The following is an 18,783-nucleotide window of genomic DNA, read 5'->3' as shown; positions in this document are numbered from 1 at the left end:
ATCCGGAGGATGCGGCGCTTTCGAACGAACGTCGGAAAGGTTGGGAAGGCCGTCAGGCGGCCTTCTTGACCTGGGCGGCGTCCGTGAACGACTTGACGAGCTGGTCGACGAACGCCGGCAGGCTGTCGAGGCCGTCGGCGGTGACCAGGGCCTTGTCGAGGGTGATCGGCTCCTCGCTCCACACGGCGCCGGCGGCTTCCAGGGACTCGCGGACCGTCTCCGAGGCGGTGACGGTGCGGCCCTTGACCTTCTGGGCCACGGCCAGGAGGCTGACGCCGTCGTCGATCGCCGCGACCGGCTTGCCGCCGTCCATGAAGCTGCCGATGATCCGGCGGACATGCGGATTTCCGGCCAGCTTCGCGACGCTGCGCTCGCCGCCGGGCAGGATCAGCATGTCGAAATCGGCCGCCAGGACCTCGGCGATCTGCTGATCGACCGGGAAATAATGCCCCCAGGCCTTGCCGTGCCAACCGTTCACCAGACCCTGCTCAGGCGAAATCACCTTGAGGCTGGCACCGGTCTTGAGCAGGGCGCGCTGGGGCTCGGTCATTTCGGTTTCTTCGAAACCGTTAGCCACCAGGATGGCGATGGTCTTACCCGCGAGCGGCTGATCCATCAAAGCAATCCTCCATTGGTTGTGTCGTGTGACGTCGGACGCTTCGGCCCGCCGCGGCTGCGACAACCCGGCGAACCACGTCGGCAACTGTAGAAATCGCAGCGAGGTCCGCCGTGAAGCGGCTCGATCCACCGATCCCCGACCTGAACTGATCCGAAGCGGGCTCGGCCAACGCGCGAGATGCAGATGCCTGTGAGACGGTCTGTCCCGGAAGGGGCGCGACCGTAGCCGGGGCGCAAAGGCACCGTCAAGCTTTTCGAAGCATGAAGGTTAAGTGGCGGCTTTCATGCGCCAAGTCAATGTTTAATTCCGCAGCGCAACCGATGGCTACCGGCCGCCGCCCGGCCGGTAGTGGCGCAATCCCGCCATGATCAACTCATCCGCTCCGGACCCGGTGATTGGCGGGTCGGGCGGCATGATTTCGCACATACGAGGTACGCGCCCCGCGCAGGCCTGGAGGACGGCGGCCGGAGAGCCGCGGGGCGCGCGGAGACGGGGCCGGATGAAAAAAGGCGGCGGTGAGGGATCTCACCGCCGCCAGTCTGCTCCAACACTGGGATGGGAACGGCGCCGCCGCGCCGTCAGCCTTCCTGCGCGATGGTGAAGCGCATGTGGCAGTTGCTGCGGGTCGCCTCCGCCTGGGCCTGCCACTTGGACCGGGCCTTCTCGTAGCTGTCGAACGGACCGAACATCTTCTGGGTGCCGTCCTTCACCTCGGAGAACCGGGTGTCCTTGTACTCGCCGCCGACGACCCAGAAACGATTGTTGCTTCCCATGACACTCTCCATCGTTCTCGTAGGGTTGAAGTCACTCAGGGTTAAGTCCGGTGATGCGCTCCGGGCGGAGCGGATCAGTGGAACTGGTCGCTCTCGGTGCTGTCCTTCATCGCGGTGGTCGAGGACTTGCCGCCCGACACCGCGACGCTGACCGCGTCGAAATAGCCGGTGCCGACCTCGCGCTGGTGCTTGACCGCGGTGAAGCCGTCCTTCTCGGCCGCGAACTCCTTCTGCTGGAGTTCGGAATAGGCCGCCATGCCGCGCTCCTTGTAGCCGCGCGCCAGGTCGAAGGTGGCATAGTTGAGGCTGTGGAAGCCCGCCAGCGTGACGAACTGGTACTTGTAGCCCATGGCGCCGATCTCCTGCTGGAAGCGGGCGATCGTGGCGTCGTCCAGGTTGGCCTTCCAGTTGAAGCTGGGCGAGCAGTTGTAGGCCAGCATCTTGCCCGGGAACTCCTTGTGGATCGCCTCGGCGAACCGGCGGGCGTCCTCCAGGTTGGGCTTGCTGGTTTCCCACCACAGCAGATCGGCATAGGGCGCGTAGGCCAGGCCGCGGGCGATGCAGTAATCGACGCCGACGCCCTTCCTGATGCGGTAGAAGCCTTCCGGCGTACGGTCCTCGCGGTCGATGAAGGGGTGGTCGCGCTCGTCGATGTCGGACGTGATCAGCTGCGCGCTCTCCGCGTCGGTGCGCGCCATCAGCAGGGTCGAGGTGCCGCAGACGTCGGCGCCCATGCGGGCGGCGTTGAGCGTCCGCACGAACTGCTGGATCGGCAGCAGCACCTTGCCGCCGAGATGGCCGCACTTCTTCTCCGACGCGAGCTGGTCCTCGAAATGGACTCCGGCCGCACCAGCCTCGATCATGGCCTTCATCAGCTCGAAGGCGTTCAGCGGCCCGCCGAAGCCGGCCTCGGCGTCGGCGATGATCGGCGCGAACCAGTAGGTGCCGGACTTGCCTTCCATGTGGTGGATCTGGTCGGCGCGCTGGAGCGCGTTGTTGATCCGCTTGACCACCGACGGGACGGAGTTGGCCGGGTAGAGGCTCTGGTCCGGGTACATGGATCCGGCCAGGTTGGCGTCGGCCGCGACCTGCCAGCCGGAGAGGTAGATGGCCTCCAGCCCGGCCTTGACCATCTGCATGGCCTGGTTGCCGGTGAAGGCGCCCAGCGAATGGACGTAGGGGCGGGTGTGCAGCAGCTCCCACAGGCGCCGCGCGCCCAGCTCGGCCAGGGTGTACTCGATCCGGACCGAGCCGCTCAGCCGGGCGACGTCCTCCATGGTGTAGTCGCGCTTGATGCCGTCCCAGCGCTTGGCGTGGATCTCTTCGACGGCGTTGAAGCCGGTGCTGTGGTCGAGCGGTGCCATGGTCGCGTTCTCCTTCTTGTACCGTTCTCCGGGGCCGGCGCCCCGGGCCTGGACCGCTTTCCAAGGTGCGGTGCAGCGATGAACTACAGGTACCGTCATAACGCTCCATGGGCAATAAGTGGCTGATTGTAAAAGGGTAATCCTGTAAAGGCTAGTTTCCGGCTTGCTGTAAATCCGTAAAGCTTGTAAATTTTGCGGCACTGCGGCGAAGGCGGAGACAGGCTGTGGGAGCGGACAAGAAGGCGATGCTGGGCCACAAGGTCCGCCGGCTGCGGCGCGACCACAACCTGACCCAGGCGCAGATGGCGGAGCAGCTCGGCATCTCGGCCAGCTACCTCAACCTGATCGAGCACAACCAGCGCCCGGTGACGGTCCAGCTCCTGCTGAAGCTGGGACAGGCCTTCGAGATCGACCTCCAGGCCTTCGCCGAGGACGAGGAGAGCCGGCTGATCGCGGGGCTGCGCGAGGTGTTCGCCGACCCGCTGTTCGCCGGCAGCGACGTCAAGAATTCCGATTTCCGCGAGCTGGCCGCGGTCGCCCCGACCCTGGGCCAGGCTGTCGTCACGCTCTACCAGGCCTACCGCGAATCGCGCGAGGACATCGAGGCGCTGGCCGGACGGGTGGCGGACCGCGACAAGCTCCAGGTCGTCCAGGCCGCGGCCTTCCCGGTGGAGGAGGTCCGCGACTTCTTCCATGCCCAGGGCAACCATTTCCCCGAGCTGGAAAGCGCCGCGGAGGAGCTGTGGCGCGACCTGAAGGCGGAGAGCGGCGACCTCTACCGCGGCCTGACCGACTTCCTCAGCCGCGCCCACGGCGTGCGCGTCAAGCTGATGCCGATGGACGTGATGGGCACCGGCCTGCGCCGGTTCGACCGCCACAGCCGGCGCATCCTGCTGTCGGAGATGCTGCCGCCGAGCGGCCGCAATTTCCAGCTCGCCTGCCAGATCGCCCTGCTCCACCACCGCGACCTGCTGGACCGGCTCGCCGCCGGAACGTCCCTCTCGGGCGACGAGGCGCGGCGGCTGACCCGCATCGGGCTGTCCAACTATTTCGCCGGCGCCGTCCTGATGCCCTACGACCGCTTCATCGAGGCGGCCCGGTCGGTCCGGTACGACATCGAGATCCTGGGCCACCGGTTCGACGCCAGCTTCGAGCAGGTCTGCCACCGGCTGACCACGCTGCAGCGGCCCGGCGCCAAGGGCGTGCCCTTCTTCCTGATCCGGGTGGACAACGCGGGCAACGTCAGCAAGCGGTTCAGCGCCGGCAGCCTGAACTTCGCGCGGTTCGGCGGCGCCTGTCCGCGCTGGAACGTCCATGACGCCTTCCGGTCGCCGGGGCAGATCATGACCCAGCTGGCCCGCATGCCGGACGGCACGACCTATTTCAGCATCGCCCGCACGGTGGACAAGAGCGGCGGCGGCTGGCGCAGCCCGCCCCAGCAGTTCGCCATCGGGCTGGGCTGCGACGTCGCCCATGCCGGGCAGCTGGTCTATGCCGAAGGGGTGGACCTGGACAATGTCGGCGCCGCGACGCCGATCGGCGTCAATTGCCGCCTGTGCCCGCGCCTGGACTGCAGCCAGCGCGCCTTCCCGCCGCTGAACCACCGCCTGATCATCGACGAGAACCAGCGCGGCCTGTCCACCTACTTCTTCATGCCGGGCCGGCAGCAGACGGAACTTTGATGGACGCCGACAGGTTGAAAGAGTAAATGTGTCATTTCAAAGTGCAGTCATCGACCCAAAACTTCGACCAAATTTGTCGCACATGGATGTTTTTTGGCGGAAAAGCCGCCCGTATTCCACGAAATTCAATCTTTTCTTTGAGGTGTCAATAACCACTTTGCATCTTCTCTTGAGGCACGACATATAAATCCTGGCATACAGGCATCCAATATGGTCTTCACCCGTTCATGATGCTTGATGAAACTATTGCAGGAACCTGGCTCCGATGACGGTCAATGACAGCCATGCCGCTCGGCCCCTCGGTGCCGACCGCTTCAACAAGCCCTTCTATCGCCTGCTGATGGCGCTCGGCCTGTTCGGGCCCTCCCGCAGGGTGAACCGCTGGCTGTACCGGGTCCGTACCCAGCGGCGGGCGCTGGCCGGCCAGGGCCTCGTGCCCGAACGGAAGCTCACCGCCAGCTTCGTCGACGCCGTCGAGCGCCTGCGCGGCCTGAACGGCGGCAAGCCGATCGGCGACTACATGGAATTCGGCGTCTGCTACGGCTCGTCCATGGCCTGCATGCACGACGCGCTGGTCCGGACCGGCACGCCAGGCGTCCGCCAGTTCGGCTTCGACAGCTTCGAGGGACTGCCGCCGGAAACCGACCACCAGGACAACCAGCTCTGGAGCAGCGGCCAGCTCGCCTCGTCGATCGAGTTCGCCCGCAAGCTGCTGACCCGCCGCGGCGTGGACTGGAGCAAGACCTTCCTGATCAAGGGCTGGTTCAAGGACACGCTTACCCCCGACCTGGTCGAGCGGCACGGCATCCGCCATGTCGGCATCGCCATGATCGACTGCGACATCTACACCTCGGCCCGCGATTCGCTGGCCTTCGTCGAACCCCTGATCGGCGACCACGCGGTCTTCCTGTTCGACGACTGGCACGCCGGCGGCCTGGCGGAGCAGAACCTGGGCGAGAAGCGCGCCTTCGACGAGTTCCTGCGCCGCAATCCGGACATCACGACGATCCAGCTGCCGGCCTATGACGAGAATTCGGCCGTGTTCCTGCTGACCCGGAACAAGGCCCGGCCGCACGCCTGACGGCAGGCCGGGGCCCGCGCCGGGACCGGTGCCGGACGGGGCCGTTTTTCAATGCCGGGTGGCGGCGATTTCGTGTAGATATCGCCGCCATGCGTGTCCCCGTCCTACTGGCCGTCCTGGCCGTCGCCGTCCTGGGCAACTTCGCCCTGTGGGCGCTCCCCAATCGTCCCCAACCGCTCGAGCCGCCTCCCGGCGGCAAGCTGCAAAGCGTGTCCTTCGCGCCGTTCCGCGACGGGCAGAGCCCGCTGACCATGGTCTATCCGACGCCGGCCCAGATCGAGGAGGATCTCCGCCTGCTGGAGGACGAGGTCATGGCGGTCCGGACCTACACCAGCCGCGAAGGGCTGGAGAACGTCCCGCCGCTTGCCCGCAAGTACGGGCTCAAGGTGATGCAGGGCTCCTGGATCGGACCCAAGACCGACCTGAACGAGGAGGAGGTCGCCGCCCAGATCCGCCTCGCCAACGAGTATCCCGACGTGATCGACCGCGTGATCGTCGGCAACGAGGTGCTTCTGCGCGGCGACCGCACCGTCGATCAGCTCGTGGACTATATCCGCCGGGTCAAGGCGCAGGTGAAGCAGCCCGTGACCTACGCCGACGTCTGGGAATGGTGGCTGAAATATCCGCAGGTAGCGGACGAGGTGGACTTCATCACCATCCACCTGCTGCCCTACTGGGAGGACGTCCCGGCCGGCGTCGAGGGCGCCGAGGAACGCATCCTCGAAGCCTACCGCGAGATCCACGAGCGTTTCCCCGGCAAGCCGATCCTGGTCGGCGAGGTCGGCTGGCCGACCGCCGGCCGGACCCGCGGCCCGGCCGAGACCGGGCTGGTCAACAAGGCCCGGTTCGTCAACCTGTTCGTCCGCATGGCCGAGCGGGAGGGCTTCCAGTACAACATCGTCGAGGCCTTCGACCAGGGCTGGAAATCTGCCAACGAGGGCACCGTCGGCGCCAATTGGGGCCTGTTCTCCACCGACCGCGACCGCAAGTTCTCGCTCGCCGGGCCGGTCGTCGAGAATCCGGACTGGATGCGCCACTTCGCGCTGTCGAGCGGCCTGGCCGTCGCCGCCGTGCTGGCCGCCGCGGCGGCGGTGCCGGGGCTCGCCGGCTCCCTGCGGCCCGGCCGCGCGCTGGTCCTGGCGATCCTGGCCCAGGGCATGGCGAGCGCCCTGGTCCTGGCCGGGCACGTCGCCTGGACCCAGACCTATTACCCGTTCGAAACGGTCCGCGCCGCCCTGCTGTGCGCGCTGGAGGTCGTCCTGGCCGCGGCGATCCTCGACTCGGCGGCCCGCCTCCTGGCCGATCCGCGGGGCGGCAAGGCCGGGATGCTGGCCGGCGCCGGCGCCGCAGCGGCCTGGACCCTGGCGGCCGTGGCGGTCGTCGCGACCGCGCTGCTGATCTTCGACGGGCGCTACCGCGACTTCCCCGTTCCCGACTACCTGGTGCCCGGCCTGGCCCTGCCGGCGCTGGGGCTGGTCCGCCTCGCCCTCCAGGGCGGCGGGCTGAACTCCCTGACGGTGCGGGGCGCCCTGGCTGGCGCCTCCGCGGCGGTCGTCCCGTCGGTCCTGGCCGGGCGGGCGGCGCTCGCCCTGGCCGTGCTCCTGCCGCTCGGCGCGGCGGGCATCGTGATTCGGGAAGGCACCGTCAACACGGAGGCGATGGCCTGGGCGGGGCTCCTGGTGCTTACCGCCATACCGTACGCGGCTGCAATCGCGGCAGCCCGTGGCAAGCTTTCGTCAACCAAAGGCATTTTATCAGCATCTCGTTAACCATATGAAAACCCGGCCCGCCCACCCTGTGCTCCGAACTTTGGGAGTAGGGAGGGGGCCGGGATGCCTCATCGAGTTAGTACCAAATATCCTGCGCGGCTGCTGGCCGGCGTCGTCGCCTTCGCCCTGGGTTGTTCGGCATCGTCCCGGGCCGACCCCGTCCTGGATCCGGCCGATCTGAACAACGCCGTGATCGCGGCCGGACAACAGACCCGCGCCGTGATCAACCGCCTGAACGATCTCCACGCATCCCATGCCGGCGGCGCGCCCAACGGCGGCAACCGCGCCGAACGGCTCCGGCTGGAACTGGACGAGAAGCAGGTGCCGCTGCGCGCCTTCTCGCGCTTCATGCCGCCGGCCCTGAAGGATTCCCGCACCGGCCCGGTCGGCACCTTCTTCAGCGGCAGCGCGCGCCTCGCGAAGAAGGCCGGCCGGCACGAGCGCGGCGGCACCATGCTGGAGACGCCCGGCCTGACGGCGGGGGCGGACATGCAGGTCGGCGACCACAGCTCGATCGGCGTCGCCGGCGGCTACGTCGCCACGGCGGAGAAGCTGTCGGGCCGCAGCCTCGCCGTCTACGGCGCCCATATGGTGAAGCCCGGCCTGACGCTCGACGCGATCGCCGGGACCGGCGACCTGTCCTTCGCGACCGGAGGGGCCGACCTGATGTTCGGCGGCCTGGGCCTCCGCAACGAGCTCCGGCTGGACGGCGGCCTGATCCTCGCCGCCACCACCCGCTTCAACTATGCCGCTGCCGAGGGCGGCGACTCCGGCGCCGACAGCGAGGTCGCGACCGGGACCGTCGGGCTGCAGGCCAGCTACCGGATCGACTACCTGTGGGGCACGCTGATGCCGCGGGCCGGCATCGAGCATGTCCACGAACTGGCGGACGAGGCCGTGCAGCCGACCGAGACCAGCATCCGCTTCGGCCTCACCGCCCACCACCGCGACGGCGGCATCCTGACGATCGACCATTCCACCACCCAGGCCCGCACCCACACCCTGCGGGCGGCGCTGAAGGTCAAGTTCTGACGGACCCTTCTCCGTCCGTCAGGGCGAGGGAGACAGGCGCCGGGGCGTCCGCCCCAGCTTCTCGCGCAGCAGCTCCGCGGCCCCGGCCATGCCGACCAGGGCGACGATCCGCGGCATCAGGGCGCGGACCTCGGAGAAACGCCGCTTCCGGAAGGCCGCCATCGCCTCGTAGATCAGCCCCTTGGCCAGCGAAACCCGGATCTGCCGGCCGATCCGCCCCTTGCACGCCCGCGCGAGCCGGCGGCATTCGTCGGTGCCGATCTCGCGCAGCGCGGTGAAATGGGTCAGCGCGCCGATCAGGATGCGGCGCTCGGCCGCCGTCAGGTCACCGCCGTTCGCGACGATCCAGGCCAGGTCCCGCCCGGCGCTGTCCGGAACGACGTGCCGCGTCGCGATCGCGAAGCGCTGGATCCGGGCGGTCTGCTCGCCGTAGGCCCAGGACTTCGGGACGTAACGGTCCAGCGGAAGCCCGTCCAGCAGTTCCGAGATGAAGATCCTGTTGTAGCGGCTCCAGGCCACGGAAGGGTCCGCGCCGCTGAGCGACTGGGCCAGGGTGCCGCGGGTCCCCGGGTGCCGGCGCTGGATGAAGGTCGGCTCCTCGATCCGCGCCGGCGGATAGTGGCGCGCCAGCTTCAGCATGATGTCGTAGTCCTGGCACCGGACCAGCCGTTCGTCGAACAGGCCGACCCGCACCAGGCACTCCTTCCGGGCGACGACCGCCGGCTGGCCGTAGACGAAGCAGTGCTCCATCATCCGGATCAGGAACTCGTCCGGCTCCGCCGGCCAGAGCCTCGCCTCGTACTGGACGGCGATCCGGCCGTCGGGTCCGGAACGCCCCACCTGGACCGCGCTGTAGGTGAACCCGGCTTCGGGGTTCCGCTCCAGGGCGGTCAGGTGGCGCGCCAGCGCGTCGGGCAGCGCCACGTCGTCGTCGTCGAAGACCCAGATGCAGTCGCCCCGGGCCAGCGGCATCGCCCTGTTGATGGCCGTCGACTTGCCGCCGTTCGGCTTGGAGACGACCTCGATCCGGCCCGAATAGGCCGCCAGCACCGCCAGGGTATCGTCGGTCGAGCCGTCGTCGACCACGATGACCTGGTCCGGCGCCCTGGTCTGCCCCAGAATGCTGTCGATCGCATCCGCGATGTAGCCCGCCCGGTTGAAGGTGGGAATGATCACGGTGCAGGTCAGTCGCTTCATCTCCCGGTTCCCGTTCGGCCGATCCGCATGGATGGAACTGCGGTGGCTGTTCTAGGGCAGAACCGGGTCCGACGGAACCTGAAGATGGGACGTCCGCCCCTCACGCCAGCCTGGCGTCCAGGGTGATCTCGGTCGCCGCCAGCGCCTTGGAGACGGGGCAGTTGGCCTTGGCGTCTTCGGCCTGCTTCCGGAAGCCCGCCTCGTCGATGCCGGGGACCTCGGCCTCGCAGACCAGATCTATCCGGCTGATCGTGAACCCGCCGTCCGCCTTCTCCAGGTGGACCTTGGCGGTGGTCGAGACCCGCTCCGCCGGATGGCCGGCGCCCGCCAGCCCATGGGCCAGCGCCATGGAGAAGCAGCCGGCATGGGCCGCCGCGATCAGTTCCTCGGGGTTGGTGCCGCTGCCCGATTCGAAACGCGACGGGAAGGAGTAGGCGCTGTCCAGGGTGCCGCTGCCGGTCCTGATCCGGCCGGTCCCGTCCCTGAGCGCGCCGCGCCATTCGGCTTCCGCCGTCCGCACTGCCATGATCGTCCTCCGTCGATAGGGGTCCGTGCCTGCAGAACACGCCGGCGGGCTTTTGGGTCCCGCCCCTTTCGGGCCGGCCCGTTTCACGATGTCGCGCCCGCATATCCCGCTTGGCGGCGCGGGCAGGCCTGGATCATCGTCGGGCCGTGATCGTCCGTCCGGAGCATCATGCCTCAACGAGCGGCCTTCCCCGTCGGTTCGACGGTCCCGCGGGCCGCCGCAGCCCTGGCTGCGGCGATGATGCTGTCCTTCTGCCTGCTTACCGCCTCGGCCGGCGTCGCCCGGGCGCAGAACGCCGCCCGGACGGTCATGCTGGTCAACGAGATGGAGGTCTACGCGCTCGGGCGCGACATGGAGCTGTTCGAGGACCCGACCGGCCGCCTGAAGATCGACCAGGTGGCGGCCCCCGAATTCTCCCACCGCTTCCGGCCCGGCGGGGAGGACGAGCCGAATTTCGGCCTGACCCGGTCCGCCGTCTGGGCCCGGGTGACCCTGAACAGCATCCTGGCCGTCCACCGGGACTGGTTCCTGGTGTTCCGCGAGGCCTTGGTCGACCGGGTCACGGTCTATGTGCCCCGGCCGGACGGCGGCTGGACGGCGCTCGAAGGCGGCATGCTGGCATCGCGGAGCTATTTCCGGCTGGCCCACCGCTATCCCGTCTTCCCCCTCTGGCTCCAGCCGTCCGAGCGGCCGACCCTCTATGTCCGGGTGGAGAACCGCGGCACGCTGACCGTCCCCCTGGTGATCCAGTCCGTGGCGTCGCTCTACACCTCCGACCGGTCCGAACAGCTCCTGTTCGGGACCCTGTTCGGCATCCTGATGACGGTCTGCGTCTATCTGTTCTTCATCTGGCGGGTCATGCGCGAGCGCTGCCAGCTCTACCTGATCCTGATGCAGCTCTCGGTCACCTTCTACATCGCCTCGGCGAACGGCTTCCTGGCCGAGTACCTGTGGCGCGGCATGCCGTGGTGGACCGGCTATTCGGTGCCGCTGTCGATCCTGCTGGCCATGGTCACCGGCATCCTGTTCGCCGACAGCTTCCTGGCGGTCCGGCGGCACATGCCGGCCTTCTACCGCGTGCTCCGCCTGCTGGTCGTGGCGCTGGCGTCCCTGGCCGTCCTTGCGGCCTTCGACCGGCTGCTCGTCAACAGGCTGCTGCCGTGGTGCGTGATCGGGTTGGTCGCGGTGTTCCTCCATGCCGGGGTCGGGGCCATCCGCCTCAAGGTGGAAGGCGGGCCGGTCTTCCTGGTCGCCTTCTCCGCCCTGCTGGCCGGCGGGCTGGCACGCAGCCTGGTCAGCCTGGACCTGCTGCCGGCGAACCTGCTGACGTCCAACATGTTCGACGCCGGGGCCGCAATCTCCTCCGTGGTCTTCGCGGTCGGCATCGCCGGGCAGTTCAAGACCCGGCAGGAGGAGAAGGAGCGCGCGCTCCGCCTCAGCAACGAGCGGTTCGCCCTGGCCGCCGACGGCGCCAGCGCCGGGCTGTACGATTGGGACCTGGTCACCGGCACCGTCTACTACTCGCCCCGCATGGCCGAGCTGTACGGCGGCCCGGCCGCCGACCTCGGCACCTCCGCCGAGGCCTGGACGCGGCAGATCCATCCCGCCGACGCGATGCGGGTGCGCCGCGCCTATCGGGCCTTCCTGAAGAGCCGGTCGAACACGGTGGCCCTGGAATACCGCCTGCTGTCGCGGGACGGCAAGCTGCGCTGGGTATCGACCACCGGGGCCGCGGTGCGCGATCCGCGCACCAACTGGGTGCTCCGGGTCGCCGGCTCGACCGCGGACATCACGGAGAACAAGCGGGCGGAGGAAAGCCTGCGGGCATCCGAGTCGCTGAAGGCCGCGGTCATCGCCTCCTCCCTCGACTGCATCATCACCAGCGACGCCGAGGGCCGGATCATCGAGTTCAACCCCGCGGCCGAGCAGACCTTCGGCCATGACCGGGAGTCCGTCCTGGGCAGGCCGCTGGGCGACATCATCATGCCGGTGCTCCAGCGCGCCCGCCATACCGCCGGCATGCGTCACTATTTCGATACCCGTGAGCGCCACCTGCTCGGCCGCCGGGTCGAGGTCGAGGCGATGCGCTCCGACGGCACCGTGTTCCCGGTGGAATTGGCGGTCAACGAGGTCAAGGCCGGCGGCCAGGCGGTCTTCACCGCCTTCGTCCGCGACATCACCGAGCGCCGGCGCGCCCAGGCCCAGATCGCCAGCCAGCGGGAGGCCCTGCTCCAGTCGGAGAAGCTGGCGGCATTGGGCTCGCTGCTGGCCGGCGTGGCGCACGAGCTGAACAACCCGCTGTCGGTGGTGGTCGGCCAGTCCGTCCTGCTGGAGGAGACCGCGCCGGACGATCCGACGGCCCGGCGCGCCCGCAAGATCCACCGGGCCGCCGACCGCTGCGCCCGCATCGTCAAGACCTTCCTGTCCCTGGCCCGGCGCAGCCCGCCGGAGCGGCAGGAGGTCGATCTGAACGAGATCGTGCTGGCCGCGGTCGAGCTGGTGGGATACTCGCTGCGCACCGACGGGATCGAACTGGACCTCGCCCTGTCGCCCGGCCCGGCCCGGCTGTGGGGCGATGCCGACCAGTTGAACCAGGTGGTCACCAACCTGGTGGTCAACGCCCGGCAGGCGCTCCAGGGGGCTCCCGGGCCCCGGCGGCTGGAAGTCTCGGTCGTCCGAGCCCCCGAGCCGCCGGTGATCCGGCTGACGGTGGCCGACAACGGTCCCGGCGTTCCGGCCGGCATCCGAACCCGGATCTTCGATCCCTTCTTCACGACCAAGCCGGCCGGGATCGGCACCGGCGTGGGGCTGTCCATGTGCCACAACATCATCGACAGCCACGGCGGCACCATAGTCGTCGGCGAGACGCCCGGCGGCGGCGCCACATTCACCGTCGAGCTGCCGGCGCGCGATCCGGCCCCGGTCCCGGCATCGGAGCCGCCCCCGGCCCCTACGGCCGTGCGGCCGCTGAACCTCCTGATCGTCGACGACGATCCCGAGATCGCCCTGACCCTCGCCGAGATGCTCCAGCCCGACGGCCACTCCATCGCCATCGCCCAGAACGGCGCGGAGGCGTTGGAACGCCTCGCCTCGGAGCCCTGCGACCTGGTGATCAGCGACGTCCGCATGCCCGGACTGGACGGCCGGGGCCTCTACCGCGGGCTGGAGGCACGCCATCCCAGCCTGCTGGACCGTATCGTCTTCGTCACCGGCGACACGCTGAGCGACGGCGTGCGCGACTTCCTGGGCAGGACCGGCGTGCCCGTTCTCGAGAAGCCCTACGAGCCGGCGGACCTGAAGGCGATGGTCGCCCGGCTGGTCGGCGGCCCCTGACCGGCCGGCGGCCGGGACGGCATCAATAGATATTGAAAGGGAAATAACGCGAATTGACGCGCAGGAAGGTTCCGTTGCGCAGCAGCCTGTCGATCGCCGCGTCCACCCGCTCCACCAAGTCCGTATCGCCGGAGCGCATGGCGACGCCGATCCCCTCGTCCACGTAGAGGGGATTGCCGATCCAGGCGAAACCGGCACCCTGCGGCGTGTTGAGGAAATGCCAGAGCCCGAGCCCGTCGGCGAGCACGAGGTCCAGCCGTCCCGCGACCAGCGCCTCCAGCATCTCCCCCTGGGTCTCGAACAAGGTCGGCTTGACCGCGGGGCCGTAGGTTCGGAGCAGATGATCGACATGGGTCGTGCCAATGACCACGCCGATCCGCCGGCCGGCAAGGCTGTCCGCCGTAATCGGCGCCGTTTCGGCGCGGTCCGCCAGGAACCGGATCGGCGTGGAATAGTATTTGGCCGAGAAAGCCACGAGCCGCCGCCGTTCCTCGGTGATCGCGAAGCTGGCCATGACGGCGTCGATCCGGCCGTCGCGAAGCGCCCGCACAAGCTGGCCGAACGGGATGTCTACCCACTGGCAGACGGCGTCGAGGCTGTCGCAGATCTGGTTTCCCAGGTCGACCTCGAACCCGGTCAACCTGCCTTCGGCGGTGAAATAGGCGAAGGGCGGGTATCGCGCGTCGGTCCCGATGCGGAGCGTCTCGCCCCGCACCGGCGCCGACAGTCCCGGAAACGCCAGCCCCAGGAGGACCAGCACCAGCAACGCCTTGATCACGGCACCGCGCCCCCGTCCGGCTCCCGTTCAGACCACTCCGGGCACACTATGGATCGAAAGAGGTAACGTCAACGGCCGGTGCCATCGTCGCCGCGGGCCGAGGCCGGGGAGCGGCGAACAAGGGCAGCGGCATCCGCTCCGTCGTCATGACCGAGGTTGATCCACGGCTGTCCGGCACGTTGTTCGCGCATTCCACAAAAGCGCCAATCTCGTGCAGAAGCACTCCTTTTTCGTCATGGCCGGACTTGATCCACGGCTGTCCGGCACGATGATTGCTGATCAACCCCAAGCTGATGCTCAGGATACTTCATCTTCCCATTATCGTCATGCCCGGACTTGATCCGGGCATCTCCAGCCACGGAGCCCCCGTGAGACCTGTGAGACGATGGCCGGATCAAGTCCGGCCATGACGAAAAAGGGGTGGTTCTGCCTTGAGTTCAGGCTTGTGAGCGGTAAGCAATAAACGTGCCGGACAGCCGTGGACTTGATCCGGCCATCTATCACGGGAAGCATCGAAGCCTCCGTGCCTTGAGATCCGCGGGTCAAGCCCGTGGATGACGAAGACCGGCGTAGATCACGATTGCATTGCTGGCGGCCGGTGTCTGTCAGCGCAAGCCGAGGAACGACAGGATCGCGATGATGACGACGATGACGCCGATGATGACGAAGATGTTGGGCATTCATAAGCTCCGGATTCAGGATTAGGACCGACAGAAAACGTTCAAATCGTGGCAAAGTTCCGCAATTTCCATAACTGGAACAAATCGCGGATCAGGCTGTTCATGAGTCAACGTCAACTACGGCCGGAACGACTGATGACCTTCAAGAAAACCCTGACTGCCGCCGCTTTGGCGATTGCTATCTGCCTGCCATTCTCTTTCGATACCGCCCACTCGACTGGAAAGCCCGGCACCGATTTCAGGCAGGTCGGGACCGCGTCCTGGTACGGCCCCGGCCTGCACGGCAAGAAGACCGCGAGCGGCGCGCGTTTCGACCAGAACAAGCTGACGGCGGCGCACCGCTCGCTGCCCCTGAACACCGTGGTCAAGGTGACCAACCTGGAGAACGGCAAGGCCGTCAAGGTCAAGGTCAACGACCGCGGCCCTTACGCCAAGAAGCGGGTCATCGACCTGTCGCGGGCCGCCGCCCGCAAGCTCGACATGACCGACGACGGCACGGCCCGCGTCCGGATCGAGGTCGCGGAATATCCGGCCTCCGACCAGACCGCCTCGTCCAACTGAGGCTCCGGGAACAGGATCCCCGGACGGCGCCGGCCCCGGGGGCCGACGCCGGATCACGGGGATCAGGCTTGCCCCTCGTCCTGATGCTGGTGCTCGCTGCTGACGCGCCAGACCTTGCTGGCCTGCGGCCCGGTCTCCCCGACGACCTCCACGTAATGGACCGGATCGCCTTCCGAGAAGCTTTCCAGTTCCTCGTTCATCACCGAATTGCGGTGGAACCAGAGCTGCGTCCCCTCGGCGGTCCGCAGGAAGCCGAAGTCATTGTTGGGATTGATCCGCATGATGTGGCCGTGCATGGGCGCATCGTGCGGCTTGGTGACCTCGCTCGACAGCTTGCCCTTGTAGCCCTTCAGCATGCGCTCGGCGGTGTCGAAGGCGTCCTTGAGAACGGTATAGACATCCGGGTCCGCGAAACGCTCGGCCGCCCGGTTGGGCTCCTTGCTGACCACGAGGTCGTCGCCCGGCACCGACATCTCGATCCGGACACGATAGATGTTGCCCTTCTGATGCTGCCGGTGCGGCGCTTCGACCACCACTCGGCAAGCCACAAGACGCGGAAACAGCTTCTCCAATTTGGCAACACGTTCGCGCACGCGGGTTTCCACAGTTGCGGAGGGCTCGAGATTGTGGAAGGCGATTTCCAGCGGAACGTCCATGGTATGCGATCCTCGATGCTTCGTGTCCAATGCCCCTCCCAACAGACGAAGGCCGGCATCGGCACGCAGGTCCCGGGGTCGCGTCCGTGATCGGGCGGATCCGCCGCGGCCGCGGCTTCCCACTCCATCTTTCTGCGAAAATGAAACGATATTCCTGCGAGTTTGAAATATATCTTTTCCGCCTCCGGGCTCATCCAAAATATCGCTTGCTCATATCCCAGTATTTACTTCACATCTAGAACCTGGAGTTAAGACTGCGGTAATAGACTTTTGCCGATAATCTGTCCGGAACGAGGATTATGGCCGTCGCATGGAGCGACGTCGGGGAGACAGCGGAGTGCCGAACGAGATGGACGTCCAGGATCAACATGGGTCGATCTTCAGCCGCGACGCGGTCGTGCGGCTCGGGCGATCCCATGTCGCGTCCCCGGCTCCCTCCCGCGAGGCCTCCGCCCCCGATACGTTCCTGACGCGGACGCTGAACCGGATCCTGACGGCCGCCTGCGGGCTCGACGAGGTCCCGACACCGGAACCGGCGCTCGGAAGGATCGCGGCCCTGCTCGACACCATCCCCGGCATCTCCGGCGCCGAATTCCAGCTCGGCAACACAGGAGATCCGCAGGCCCAGCGTTTGGAAACGCTGCCGGCGGAGTCTCCCGCCGGCGGGAGCCTGCGCCTGGTCGCCCGGCGCGGATCGGCGGAGGACCGGACCTACCTGATCCCCCTGCGGGCCGGCCGTTCCCACCATGGCTGGCTGCGCCTGCGGCACGATCCGGACGTCCCGCTGCCCCGCCTGTCCAGCGAACTCGACACGATCTGCCGGCTGGTCGCCCTCCACCTGGAGAAGCGCCGCTCGGCGGACCTGCTGGAGCAGGCGAACCGCGACATGGCGGAGCTGCGCGCGACGCTCGAACGCGCCGCGGACCGGAAGGACGCCGGCCGCCGGGATCCCGGGCCCGACGGTGCGGGCTTCCACGACAGGGAAAGGGCGCTCCTCCTCGCTATCATGCGCGCCCAGGGCGCGGTCCTACGCGGCGAGCCGGCGGAGGATGCCCTGAACCCGCTGTTCGCCGCCCTCCGGGACCTCACCGGCAGCAACGCGGTCCGCGCCGGCTCCGACGGAGCCCTCGAATTCGAGGACCCGGCATCGCCCCTGCCGCCCGGCCTGCTGGCAGAGGCCCGCTCGGCGGTCGCATCGATCATCGCGTCGGAGGCCCACGGCGTCGAGCTGTGCGAAGCCCGGCAGCGGGCCGACCGCGCCGAATTCGCCGACCTCGCCAAGACCGAGTTCCTGGCGACCATGAGCCACGAGCTGCGGACGCCGCTGAACGCCATCCTCGGCTTTTCCGAACTGCTGAAGAACCAGACCTTCGGCCCGCTCGGCTCCGCCCGCTATGTCGGCTACGCCTCCGATATCTATGACAGCGGCAAGCTGCTGCTCCAGATCGTCTCAGACATCATGGACGTCGCCAAGGTCGAGACCGGCCGCATCCATCTCGCCCATGACTGGGTGGATGCGGACCATCTGGTGTCGTCCGTGGTCCGGCTGATCGAGCCGCGCGCCGCGGCGGCCGGCATCGCGTTCGAGACCCGGATCGCCCGGCACCCGCTGCCCCGCCTGTGGGCGGACGAGCGGCTGATCAAGCAGGCGCTGCTCAACATCCTGTCCAACGCGGTCAAGTTCACGCCGCCGGGCGGCAGCATCCGGCTGACGGTGGACGCGGCCCGGCTCGACTCGGGCGACACCGGCCTCGGGATCGAGATCGCGGACACCGGGCTGGGGATCGCGGCCTCGGAACTGACCCGGGTGTTCGAACCGTTCCACCGCGGCGACTGCGCGACCAACCGCCGGTTCGAAGGCACCGGGCTGGGTCTGCCGCTGGCCCGCTCCTTCATCGACCTCCACGGCGGATCGCTCACCCTCGACAGCATCCAGGGTGCCGGTACCACGGTCCGCATCAGCCTCCCGCCGGCCGCCGCGGAATAGGGCGGGCCGCCGGAACCAGCTCAGCGTTCCGCGAAGAACCGGGCGATCGTCTCCGCCGCGGTCCCGATATGCCGCCTCAGGACCTCCGTGGCACGGGCCGCGTCGCGCTCCCGCGCGGCCTCCAGCATGAGGCGGTGGTCCTCCTGGGACATGTGCTCCGGTCCCTTGGCGGCGAGATGGAAACGCAGGTACCGGTCGAACGACGCGAGCTGGGCCTCGACCAGCGCCAGCAGCTTGGGATGCCCGGCGCGGACATAAAGCGACATGTGGAAGCGCCGGTTCAGTTCGCCCATGCGGGACGGGTCGGCCTCGCTGTCCATCTCCCCGATCAGGTCAGCGGCCCGGCCGAAATCCTCCTCCACCAGCCTGGGGATCGACAGCGCCAGCGCCGCCGGCTCCAGCGCCAGCCGGATCGCATAGGTATCCGCCGCGTCCGCGGCGGAGATCTCGGTCACTACGGCGCCGCGGTGGGGCACGAAATCGACCAGCGCCTGGGCTTCGAGCTGGCGCAGGGCCTCCCTCACCGGCATCCGGCTGACCTGGAAGGCCTCCGCGAGATCCTCCTGCCTCAGCGGGGTGCCGCCCGCCAGCCTGCCGGTCAGGATGGCCGTGCGCAGCGTCGCCTCGACGAACCCGGTGGCGGTGCGGTGGCGCGGCGGCGCCTCGGCGATCAGCGCGGCCAGGCCGGCCGAGGCGGAAGGGTGATTCTGGCTCATCCGATATCCAGACGTTGATTGGATCCAAT

At 68.1% G+C, this 18,783-nt stretch carries 15 protein-coding genes; 7 read left to right on the top strand and 8 right to left on the bottom strand.

The genetic code is table 11. The features are described 5' to 3' along the window. Positions 1 to 52: 52 nt before the first annotated feature. The 3 genes from IGS68_RS01510 to aceA form a co-directional block, all read right to left on the bottom strand. Positions 53 to 616, bottom strand: a complete 564-nt coding sequence (locus IGS68_RS01510) for a DJ-1/PfpI family protein (RefSeq protein ID WP_201076800.1) — start codon at positions 614 to 616, stop codon at positions 53 to 55. 581 nt (positions 617 to 1,197) lie between these two features. Next, positions 1,198 to 1,392, bottom strand: coding sequence for a DUF4170 domain-containing protein (locus IGS68_RS01505; protein ID WP_201076799.1), 195 nt, complete (start codon positions 1,390 to 1,392; stop codon positions 1,198 to 1,200). A 74-nt stretch (positions 1,393 to 1,466) separates the two neighbouring features. After that, positions 1,467 to 2,756, bottom strand: coding sequence for an isocitrate lyase (aceA, locus tag IGS68_RS01500; protein WP_201076798.1), 1,290 nt, complete (start codon positions 2,754 to 2,756; stop codon positions 1,467 to 1,469). Between the two features lie 224 nt (positions 2,757 to 2,980). Here aceA and IGS68_RS01495 point away from each other — a divergent pair, with 224 nt between their 5' ends. The 4 genes from IGS68_RS01495 (at position 2,981) to IGS68_RS01480 (ending at position 8,320) form a co-directional block, all read left to right on the top strand. Continuing rightward, a complete protein-coding gene (locus tag IGS68_RS01495; RefSeq protein ID WP_247881121.1) occupies positions 2,981 to 4,438 on the top strand; it encodes a helix-turn-helix domain-containing protein in 1,458 nt (485 codons plus the stop codon). A gap of 265 nt (positions 4,439 to 4,703) precedes the next feature. Next, complete coding sequence (locus IGS68_RS01490; protein WP_201076797.1) at positions 4,704 to 5,519, top strand: TylF/MycF/NovP-related O-methyltransferase; 816 nt, start codon at positions 4,704 to 4,706, stop codon at positions 5,517 to 5,519. An 89-nt stretch (positions 5,520 to 5,608) separates the two neighbouring features. Next, positions 5,609 to 7,288 carry a glycoside hydrolase family 17 protein gene (locus IGS68_RS01485; RefSeq protein ID WP_201076796.1) on the top strand — a complete coding sequence of 560 codons (1,680 nt, stop codon included), beginning with the start codon at positions 5,609 to 5,611 and terminating at the stop codon, positions 7,286 to 7,288. Between the two features lie 63 nt (positions 7,289 to 7,351). After that, the gene (locus IGS68_RS01480) at positions 7,352 to 8,320 is read left to right on the top strand and encodes an autotransporter outer membrane beta-barrel domain-containing protein (protein WP_201076795.1); all 969 of its coding nucleotides are present in this window, start codon (positions 7,352 to 7,354) and stop codon (positions 8,318 to 8,320) included. 18 nt (positions 8,321 to 8,338) lie between these two features. On the opposite strand, the gene IGS68_RS01475 is transcribed toward IGS68_RS01480, so the two are convergent. Both IGS68_RS01475 and IGS68_RS01470 read right to left on the bottom strand, forming a co-directional pair. Beyond that, entirely contained in the window at positions 8,339 to 9,517 is a 1,179-nt protein-coding gene (locus IGS68_RS01475; protein WP_201076794.1) for a glycosyltransferase, read from the bottom strand. 100 nt (positions 9,518 to 9,617) lie between these two features. Further along, complete coding sequence (locus IGS68_RS01470; protein WP_201076793.1) at positions 9,618 to 10,043, bottom strand: OsmC family protein; 426 nt, start codon at positions 10,041 to 10,043, stop codon at positions 9,618 to 9,620. A 168-nt stretch (positions 10,044 to 10,211) separates the two neighbouring features. Here IGS68_RS01470 and IGS68_RS01465 point away from each other — a divergent pair, with 168 nt between their 5' ends. Next, a complete protein-coding gene (locus IGS68_RS01465) occupies positions 10,212 to 13,376 on the top strand; it encodes a PAS domain S-box protein (protein WP_201076791.1) in 3,165 nt (1,054 codons plus the stop codon). A gap of 22 nt (positions 13,377 to 13,398) precedes the next feature. Here IGS68_RS01465 and IGS68_RS01460 read toward each other — a convergent pair whose 3' ends face one another. After that, entirely contained in the window at positions 13,399 to 14,154 is a 756-nt protein-coding gene (locus IGS68_RS01460) for a transporter substrate-binding domain-containing protein (protein WP_201076790.1), read from the bottom strand. An 815-nt stretch (positions 14,155 to 14,969) separates the two neighbouring features. Here IGS68_RS01460 and IGS68_RS01455 point away from each other — a divergent pair. Further along, the gene (locus IGS68_RS01455) at positions 14,970 to 15,395 is read left to right on the top strand and encodes a septal ring lytic transglycosylase RlpA family protein (RefSeq protein WP_247881120.1); all 426 of its coding nucleotides are present in this window, start codon (positions 14,970 to 14,972) and stop codon (positions 15,393 to 15,395) included. Positions 15,396 to 15,457: 62 nt separating this feature from the next. On the opposite strand, the gene IGS68_RS01450 is transcribed toward IGS68_RS01455, so the two are convergent. After that, positions 15,458 to 16,051 carry an HPF/RaiA family ribosome-associated protein gene (locus tag IGS68_RS01450; protein ID WP_201076788.1) on the bottom strand — a complete coding sequence of 198 codons (594 nt, stop codon included), beginning with the start codon at positions 16,049 to 16,051 and terminating at the stop codon, positions 15,458 to 15,460. Between the two features lie 337 nt (positions 16,052 to 16,388). On the opposite strand from IGS68_RS01450, the gene IGS68_RS01445 reads away from it, so the two are divergent. Beyond that, on the top strand, positions 16,389 to 18,038 hold the full coding sequence (locus IGS68_RS01445; RefSeq protein ID WP_201076787.1) for a sensor histidine kinase: 1,650 nt from the start codon (positions 16,389 to 16,391) through the stop codon (positions 18,036 to 18,038). A 20-nt stretch (positions 18,039 to 18,058) separates the two neighbouring features. On the opposite strand, the gene IGS68_RS01440 is transcribed toward IGS68_RS01445, so the two are convergent. Beyond that, positions 18,059 to 18,754 (bottom strand): GntR family transcriptional regulator, encoded by a 696-nt coding sequence (locus tag IGS68_RS01440; protein WP_201076786.1) that lies wholly within the window; start codon positions 18,752 to 18,754, stop codon positions 18,059 to 18,061. Positions 18,755 to 18,783: the final 29 nt, after the last annotated feature.

It is taken from the genome of Skermanella sp. TT6 (genome assembly GCF_016653635.2).
Taxonomy (GTDB): Bacteria; Pseudomonadota; Alphaproteobacteria; order Azospirillales; family Azospirillaceae; genus Skermanella; species Skermanella cutis.
This window is presented reverse-complemented; position numbering and strand designations above follow the sequence as displayed.

Coding starts and splice junctions, on each gene's coding strand:
- IGS68_RS01510 (WP_201076800.1), bottom strand. CDS start 616: ATGGATCAGCCGCTCGCGGGTAAGACCATCGCCATCCTGGTGGCTAAC.
- IGS68_RS01505 (WP_201076799.1), bottom strand. CDS start 1,392: ATGGGAAGCAACAATCGTTTCTGGGTCGTCGGCGGCGAGTACAAGGAC.
- aceA (WP_201076798.1), bottom strand. CDS start 2,756: ATGGCACCGCTCGACCACAGCACCGGCTTCAACGCCGTCGAAGAGATC.
- IGS68_RS01490 (WP_201076797.1), top strand. CDS start 4,704: ATGACGGTCAATGACAGCCATGCCGCTCGGCCCCTCGGTGCCGACCGC.
- IGS68_RS01485 (WP_201076796.1), top strand. CDS start 5,609: ATGCGTGTCCCCGTCCTACTGGCCGTCCTGGCCGTCGCCGTCCTGGGC.
- IGS68_RS01480 (WP_201076795.1), top strand. CDS start 7,352: ATGCCTCATCGAGTTAGTACCAAATATCCTGCGCGGCTGCTGGCCGGC.
- IGS68_RS01475 (WP_201076794.1), bottom strand. CDS start 9,517: ATGAAGCGACTGACCTGCACCGTGATCATTCCCACCTTCAACCGGGCG.
- IGS68_RS01470 (WP_201076793.1), bottom strand. CDS start 10,043: ATGGCAGTGCGGACGGCGGAAGCCGAATGGCGCGGCGCGCTCAGGGAC.
- IGS68_RS01465 (WP_201076791.1), top strand. CDS start 10,212: ATGCCTCAACGAGCGGCCTTCCCCGTCGGTTCGACGGTCCCGCGGGCC.
- IGS68_RS01455 (WP_247881120.1), top strand. CDS start 14,970: ATGACCTTCAAGAAAACCCTGACTGCCGCCGCTTTGGCGATTGCTATC.
- IGS68_RS01450 (WP_201076788.1), bottom strand. CDS start 16,051: ATGGACGTTCCGCTGGAAATCGCCTTCCACAATCTCGAGCCCTCCGCA.
- IGS68_RS01440 (WP_201076786.1), bottom strand. CDS start 18,754: ATGAGCCAGAATCACCCTTCCGCCTCGGCCGGCCTGGCCGCGCTGATC.